At 72.2% G+C, this 6,115-nt stretch carries 8 protein-coding genes; 2 read left to right on the forward strand and 6 right to left on the reverse strand.

The window, feature by feature from the left end; all coding sequences use genetic code 11:
• Positions 1-15: 15 nt before the first annotated feature.
• The gene (locus AB0O21_RS34935; protein ID WP_365178174.1) at positions 16-822 is read right to left on the reverse strand and encodes an SDR family NAD(P)-dependent oxidoreductase; all 807 of its coding nucleotides are present in this window, start codon (positions 820-822) and stop codon (positions 16-18) included.
• Between the two features lie 81 nt (positions 823-903).
• Positions 904-2,268, reverse strand: coding sequence for an NADP-specific glutamate dehydrogenase (gdhA, locus tag AB0O21_RS34940; protein WP_365178177.1), 1,365 nt, complete (start codon positions 2,266-2,268; stop codon positions 904-906).
• Between the two features lie 307 nt (positions 2,269-2,575).
• Here gdhA and AB0O21_RS34945 point away from each other — a divergent pair, with 307 nt between their 5' ends.
• A complete protein-coding gene (locus tag AB0O21_RS34945; protein ID WP_365178180.1) occupies positions 2,576-3,076 on the forward strand; it encodes a GNAT family N-acetyltransferase in 501 nt (166 codons plus the stop codon).
• Positions 3,077-3,101: 25 nt separating this feature from the next.
• Here the strand turns inward: AB0O21_RS34945 and AB0O21_RS34950 are convergent, their stop codons facing one another.
• Positions 3,102-3,521, reverse strand: a complete 420-nt coding sequence (locus AB0O21_RS34950; protein ID WP_365178183.1) for an SgcJ/EcaC family oxidoreductase — start codon at positions 3,519-3,521, stop codon at positions 3,102-3,104.
• A gap of 59 nt (positions 3,522-3,580) precedes the next feature.
• On the opposite strand from AB0O21_RS34950, the gene AB0O21_RS34955 reads away from it, so the two are divergent.
• Positions 3,581-4,126 carry a flavoprotein gene (locus tag AB0O21_RS34955; RefSeq protein ID WP_365178186.1) on the forward strand — a complete coding sequence of 182 codons (546 nt, stop codon included), beginning with the start codon at positions 3,581-3,583 and terminating at the stop codon, positions 4,124-4,126.
• A gap of 27 nt (positions 4,127-4,153) precedes the next feature.
• Here AB0O21_RS34955 and AB0O21_RS34960 read toward each other — a convergent pair whose 3' ends face one another.
• The 3 genes from AB0O21_RS34960 to AB0O21_RS34970 form a co-directional block, all read right to left on the reverse strand.
• Positions 4,154-4,660, reverse strand: coding sequence for a DinB family protein (locus AB0O21_RS34960; RefSeq protein ID WP_365178189.1), 507 nt, complete (start codon positions 4,658-4,660; stop codon positions 4,154-4,156).
• 7 nt (positions 4,661-4,667) lie between these two features.
• Positions 4,668-5,834 carry an epoxide hydrolase family protein gene (locus AB0O21_RS34965; RefSeq protein WP_365178192.1) on the reverse strand — a complete coding sequence of 389 codons (1,167 nt, stop codon included), beginning with the start codon at positions 5,832-5,834 and terminating at the stop codon, positions 4,668-4,670.
• A 59-nt stretch (positions 5,835-5,893) separates the two neighbouring features.
• The coding region (locus AB0O21_RS34970) for a BTAD domain-containing putative transcriptional regulator (RefSeq protein ID WP_365178194.1) at positions 5,894-6,115 on the reverse strand (222 nt) is incomplete at its 5' end.

Here is a 6,115-nt window from a genome sequence, read left to right on the forward strand (position 1 = left end):
GGCGCCGATGCGGCCTCAGTAATTCCCCAGGCCGCCGCACACGTTGAGCGCCTGCGCGGTGATGGAGGCCGCGAGGTCGGTGGTCAGGTAGCCCACCAGACCCGCGACCTCCTCCGAGGTGGAGTAGCGGCCGAGCGGGATCTTGGCCTCGAACTGCTCCTGGATGTACTCCTCGGTGGTGTCCCACGCCTGCGCGTACCCGCTGCGCACCCGGGCCGCCATGGGCGTCTCCACGTAGCCGGGGCAGACCGCGTTGACGGTGGTCCCGGTCGTGGCGAGCTCCTTGCCGAGCGACTTGGTGAAGCCGATCACCGCGTGCTTGGACGCCGAGTAGGGGGCGCCGAGCAGCACCCCGTGCTTGCCCGCGGTGGAGGCGATGTTGACGATGCGCCCCCAGGGCTCGGCGCCGAGGCCGCCGCTGGTGAGCACCTCGCGGGTCAGCAGGAACACGCTGTTGAGGTTGGTGTCGATGACGTCGTGCCACAGCTCGTCGGTGATCCCGGCGGTGGCGCCGCCGCCGCTGCGGCCCGCGTTGTTGACGAGGATGCTGACGGGCGCTCCGTACGTCGTCACGGCCGCGGCGACCAGCGCCTCCACGGCGGCACGGTCGCGCACGTCGGCGGCCGTGCCCTCCACGGTGAGCCCTTCGGCCCGCAGGTCCTCCACGGTCTGCTTGACCGCGGACCGGGTGCGGGCGCAGACGAACACCCGGTGGCCGCGGGCCCCCAGATCCCGGGCGACGGCCAGCCCGATGCCGCTGGTGGCCCCGGTCACCAGCGCCACGGGCCTCTCGGGAGCCCTGCCCATCGCGTTCACCGTCATCTGCCATCCCTCCGTCGCTCGCCTGGACGCGTCGAGCGTGTCCCAGGACACTCGGGGCGCGGCGGAAGTGGGATGGAGGCGTCAGATCAGGCCTTGCGCCAGCATCGCGTCGGCCACCCGCTCGAAGCCGGCGAGGTTCGCGCCCGCCACGTAGTCGCCGGGGCGGCCGTAGCGCTCGGCCGTCTCGTACGCCGTGTCGTGGATGCGGCGCATGACCCCCGCCAGCTCGTCCTCGACCCGGGTGAAGGGCCACGCCTCGCGGGCGGCGTTCTGGCTCATCTCCAGGGCGCTGGTGGCCACCCCGCCCGCGTTCGCGGCCTTCCCGGGGCCGAAGGCGACGCCGGCCGCCTGCAGGACGCGTACGGCCTCGGGCGTGGTCGGCATGTTGGCGCCCTCCGACACGGCCTTCACTCCGCCCCGCACCAGGTTCAGGGCGTCGGCCTCGGTCAGCTCGTTCTGCGTGGCGGACGGCAGCGCCACGTCGGTCGGCACGTCCCACACGCTGCCGCCGGCGACGTAGCGGGCGGAGCCGCCGCGGCGCTCGGCGTAGTCGCTGATCCGGCCGCGCTCGACCTCCTTGACCTGCTTGAGCAGTTCCAGGTCGAGCCCCTTCTCGTCAACCACATACCCGGCGGAGTCCGACACGGTCAGCACGTGCGCGCCCAGCGCCTGCGCCTTCTCGACGGTGTAGATGGCGACGTTGCCCGAGCCGGACACGGTGACCCGCTGCCCGTCGAGGTCCTCGCCGCGCACGCGGAGCATCTCACTCGTGAAGAGCACGTTGCCGTAGCCGGTGGCCTCGGTGCGGACGTGGGAGCCGCCCCATCCGATGCCCTTCCCGGTGAGGACGCCGGCCTCCCAGCGGTTGGTGATGCGCCGGTACTGCCCGAAGAGGTAGCCGATCTCGCGGCCGCCGACGCCGATGTCACCGGCCGGAACGTCGGTCTGCTCGCCCAGATGCCGCTGCAACTCGGTCATGAAGGCCTGGCAGAACCGCATGACCTCGGCGTCGGACCGCCCCCGCGGATCGAAGTCGCTGCCGCCCTTGCCACCACCGATGCCCAGCCCCGTCAGGGCGTTCTTGAAGATCTGCTCGAACCCGAGGAACTTCACGATCCCGAGGTTCACCGACGGGTGGAAGCGCAGGCCGCCCTTGTAGGGGCCGAGCGCGCTGTTGAACTCCACCCGGTAGCCGCGGTTGACCTGCGTACGGCCCTCGTCGTCCTGCCACACCACCCGGAAGAGGATCTGCCGCTCGGGCTCGGTGATCCGCTCCATCACACTGGCCTCGCGCAGTTCGGGGCGCGCGTCGAAGACCGGCGCGAGCGTCTCCAACACCTCCCGCACGGCCTGGTGGAACTCCGGCTCCCCGGGGTCACGGCGCTCGATCCGCTGCTCCAGCGCGGCGAGCCAGGCGGTCGTGGTGGTGATCGACGTCGACGGCATCAGGGCGGTTCCTCTTCTCTGAGTCCGGGAGACACGTTGCGCTCAACCGCCTGATGGTGCGCCCCGCCACTTGAGTCCCGGATGTGCGCGGACCTCGCCCCACCCAACCCACCGCCGCCCCGCCCGAGCCGACCCGCCGCCGCCCCGCCCGGCGCCGTCCCGCACCGCCCCGACCCGCCGCCGCACCGCCCAGCCCCGCCCCGCCCCGCCCCGCCCCGCCCCGCCGGCCTGTCGACCCGGGGAGGCCCACGGCACCGCGAGCCGAAATCCAGTCGGCCGGTCCGGGGCCGGACCCTAAACTGCCCCCATGATCGCCACGGCCACCCCCGCCTCCGCCTCTCCCTCCCCCCGCCTGGAGCCCGTCACCGCGGACAACGTCGACACGGTGTGCGCCGTACAGATCCGCCCCGACCAGGACCATGTCGTCTCCCCCGTGGTGAAGTCCCTGGCCGAGGCGTACGTCCACGGCGAGGTCGCCTGGCCGCGGGCCATCGTCGACGGCGACGAGGTGGTCGGCTTCGTCATGGCCTTCCTCGACATCGCCTGGAACCCCGCCAAGGACCCCGCCGACCGGCGCTCGGGCATCTGGCGCCTGAACATCGCCGCCGAGCACCAGGGCAAGGGGTACGGCCGCTTCGCGGTCCAGGCGGTCGCCGAGGAGATCCGCCGCCGGGGCGGCTCGCAGGCGTACGTCACCTGGCACGCCGGCGAGGGCAGCCCGGAGCCGTTCTACCTGGGCCTCGGCTTCCAGCGGACCGGCGAGCTCAGCGGCGGCCAGCCGGTCGGCGTACTCCCCCTGACCGGCTGACCGCCTGTCCGCACGGCCCCGCCCCTTACTCCGGATCCGCCGCCACCTGCGTGTTCTGGCACGCGGTCAGCAACCAGCGCCCGCCCTCACCGGCTTCCCGGGTCATCACGTACAGCGGAGCACCCTCGCTGCCCACCCCGTCCGCGCCCCGGTAGACCTGGCGCACCTTCACCGCCGCCACGTCGGGCCGCAGGAACTGGGTGTGCACCACCTCGTAGGTGACCTCCCCGTCCCAGCTCGCCGCCGGCAGCACCTTGCGCGTGAACTCGGCTATCGCGTCGAAGCCGATGAGGACCTTCCCGTGCGCGGTGGTCCAGAGCGCATCCGGGTGGAACAGGGCGAGGAACCCCTCGGCGTCCTTGCCCCGCTGCGTACGCTCGACGGTGGCGACCACGTTGGCGATCGCCTCGATCTCAGCGGCATTCGCCGCAATCTGGCTGCTCATGCTCCCCATCCTGGTACCTCAAGTATGGTCAAGGTCAAGCAATATGATCATATTGCGGCATGACCACGAAGACTCTCTATCTGCTCTGCTCCGCCGCTCCGCCCGTCTTCGACGTGGCCCACGTGGTCGAGGACGCCCAGGCCCGCGGCTGGGACGTCTGCCTGGGCCTCACCCCCACCGCGGCGCACTGGCTGGGCGCGAGCCTCGACGGACTGGCCGCCCTGACGGGCCACCCGGTGCGCTGGCAGTACAAGCTCCCCGGCGAGCCCGACGTCTGGCCCGCGGCCGACGCCCTGCTCTTCGCCCCGGCCACCTTCAACTCGGTCAACGCCTGGGCCCTCGGCCTGACCGACCGCTTCGTGGTGGGGGTCGCCGCCGAGGCCATCGGCAAGGGCACTCCCGTCGTCGCCATGCCCTGCACGAACGCCGCCCTCGCCGCGCACCCCCAGTTCGACCAGTCCGTGGCCGTCCTGCGCACCGCGGGCGTCGATTTCCTCTACGGCGAGGACGGTTTCACCCCCGGCCCGGCCGGCCCCGACGCCCCGCCCCACTTCCCGTGGCAGCCGGCCCTCGACGCCGTGGACCGCACCACCACCCCGGCCTGACCGGGCGCCGGCCCCGGCACCCGGCCCCTACTCCCCGGTCACCCCGTCGATCGCCTCGCGCAACAGGTCCGCATGCCCGTTGTGACGGGCGTACTCCTCGATCATGTGCCCGAGGATGTAGCGCAGCGAGTACCGCTCCTCCCCGAAGGACCCGGTCGCGTCCAGCGAGCCGGCGGCCGCCACGATCGCCCGCGACCGCTCGCAGGTGTCCTCCCACACCTTGAACGACTCCGCCGGATCCGCGTTCTCGACGTGGAACTCCGTCCACTCCCCGGCCTCGTTCTTCGGGAAGTAGCCCCGCACGTCCTCGCCACCGAAGACGTTGCGGAACCAGCCCCGCTCGACCTCCGCCAGGTGCCGCACCAGCCCCAGCAGGCTCAGGCCCGACGGCGCCACTGCCTTCAGCCGCAACTGCTCGGCGGTCAGGCCTGCGCACTTCATCATCAAGGTGTCCCGCTGCCACTGCAGCAGGCTGGTCAGGGTGGCGCGCTCATCGCCCACCAGCACAGGCGGGGTCCTGCCCTCATCATTCATCAGATGATCATCCCATCCGCAGTTCGCGGAAGAACGCCCGCACGTCCCCCACCAACAGCTCCGGCACCTCCATGGCCGCAAAGTGCCCGCCCCGGTCGTACGAAGTCCACCGCACGACGGAGTCGGTCCGCGCGGCCACGTGCCGCAGCGGAACGAAGTTGTCCCGCGGGAAGTCGGCCAGCGCGGTCGGCGTCCGCGACACCTCGACCGGCTGCCCGGCGTACGCGGCGTGTGCCCGCTCGTAGTAGATCCGGGCGGCGGAGCCAGCCGTGCCGGTGAGCCAGTACAGCATCACATTCGTCAGCATCTGGTCCCGGTCGATCGGGCACCGGGGATCGCTCCACTCGGCGAACTTCTCCCCGATCCAGGCGAGCAGCCCGACCGGCGAATCGTTCAGCCCGTACGCGAGGGTCTGCGGCCGGGTCGCCTGGATGTCGGCGTAGCCCTGCCGCTCGCGCGCCCACACCCGGTAGCGCTCCCAAGAGGCCCATGTCCGCTCCCGCTCCTCCGGACTCAGCGCGGCGAGCTCCTCCTCCCCGGGCTCGGCGGTGGCCCCGCCCCCGGGCAGCAGGTTCAGGTGCACCCCCACCACGTTCTGCGGCCGCAACCGCCCGAGCTCCCGCGAGATCGCGGCGCCCCAGTCCCCGCCCTGCACCCCGTACTCGGCGTACCCGAGCCGCTCCATCAGCGTCCCGAAGGCCCGCGCCACCCGCTTGAACTCCCAGCCGGCCTCCGTCGTCGGCCCGGACAGGCCGAAGCCCGGGATGTGGGGCAGCACCAGATGGAAGGCATCGGCCGGATCCCCGCCGTGCGCCCGCGGATCGGTGAGCGGACCCGCGACCTTCTGGAACTCCACGAACGATCCCGGCCAGCCATGGGTCATCAGCAGCGGCACGGCGTCCGGCTCGGGCGACCGGATGTGCGCGAAGTGCACCCGCGCCCCGTCGATGACCGTCGTCCACTGCGGCCACTCGCCCAGCCGCGCCTCGGCCGCCCGCCAGTCGTATTCCTCGCGCCAGTACCGCACGAGCTCGCGCATCTCGCCGAGCGGAATCCCGTAGGCCCACTCCACTCCGGGCAGCTCGTCGGGCCACCGCACCCGCTCCAGCCGCTCACGGAGGTCGTCCAACTCCCCCTGCGCCACGTCGAGCCGGAACTCATCAAGATCGTCCACGGCCGCCAGACTAGGGGGGTCTTTCGGATCAGGCCGGGCCCGGATCCGCACCTCATGCCTCAGACCCGTACGAGCCTCTCGCTCCGGAAATCCGCTCCAGCGGCACCGGCCACCGCGGCCAGGCTCTCCGGAGCCGCCGTCAGGATCGAGCGCTGCAAGCGCCGCAGCACCACGGACGGCTCCAGCCCCAGTTCCCGTACGAGGGTCGCGCGCAGCCGCTGGTAGACGTCGAGGGCCTCACCCCGCCGGCCCGACCGGTGCAGGGCGAGCATGAACTGCCC

Origin of the sequence: Streptomyces sp. NPDC091371 (assembly GCF_040684275.1) — a bacterium.
GTDB lineage: Bacteria > Actinomycetota > Actinomycetes > Streptomycetales > Streptomycetaceae > Streptomyces.

Bases quoted from the DNA above. Each gene is read 5' to 3' on its own strand.
- AB0O21_RS34935 (WP_365178174.1), bottom strand. From the start codon at position 822: ATGACGGTGAACGCGATGGGCAGGGCTCCCGAGAGGCCCGTGGCGCTG.
- gdhA (WP_365178177.1), bottom strand. From the start codon at position 2,268: ATGCCGTCGACGTCGATCACCACCACGACCGCCTGGCTCGCCGCGCTG.
- AB0O21_RS34945 (WP_365178180.1), top strand. From the start codon at position 2,576: ATGATCGCCACGGCCACCCCCGCCTCCGCCTCTCCCTCCCCCCGCCTG.
- AB0O21_RS34950 (WP_365178183.1), bottom strand. From the start codon at position 3,521: ATGAGCAGCCAGATTGCGGCGAATGCCGCTGAGATCGAGGCGATCGCC.
- AB0O21_RS34955 (WP_365178186.1), top strand. From the start codon at position 3,581: ATGACCACGAAGACTCTCTATCTGCTCTGCTCCGCCGCTCCGCCCGTC.
- AB0O21_RS34960 (WP_365178189.1), bottom strand. From the start codon at position 4,660: ATGAATGATGAGGGCAGGACCCCGCCTGTGCTGGTGGGCGATGAGCGC.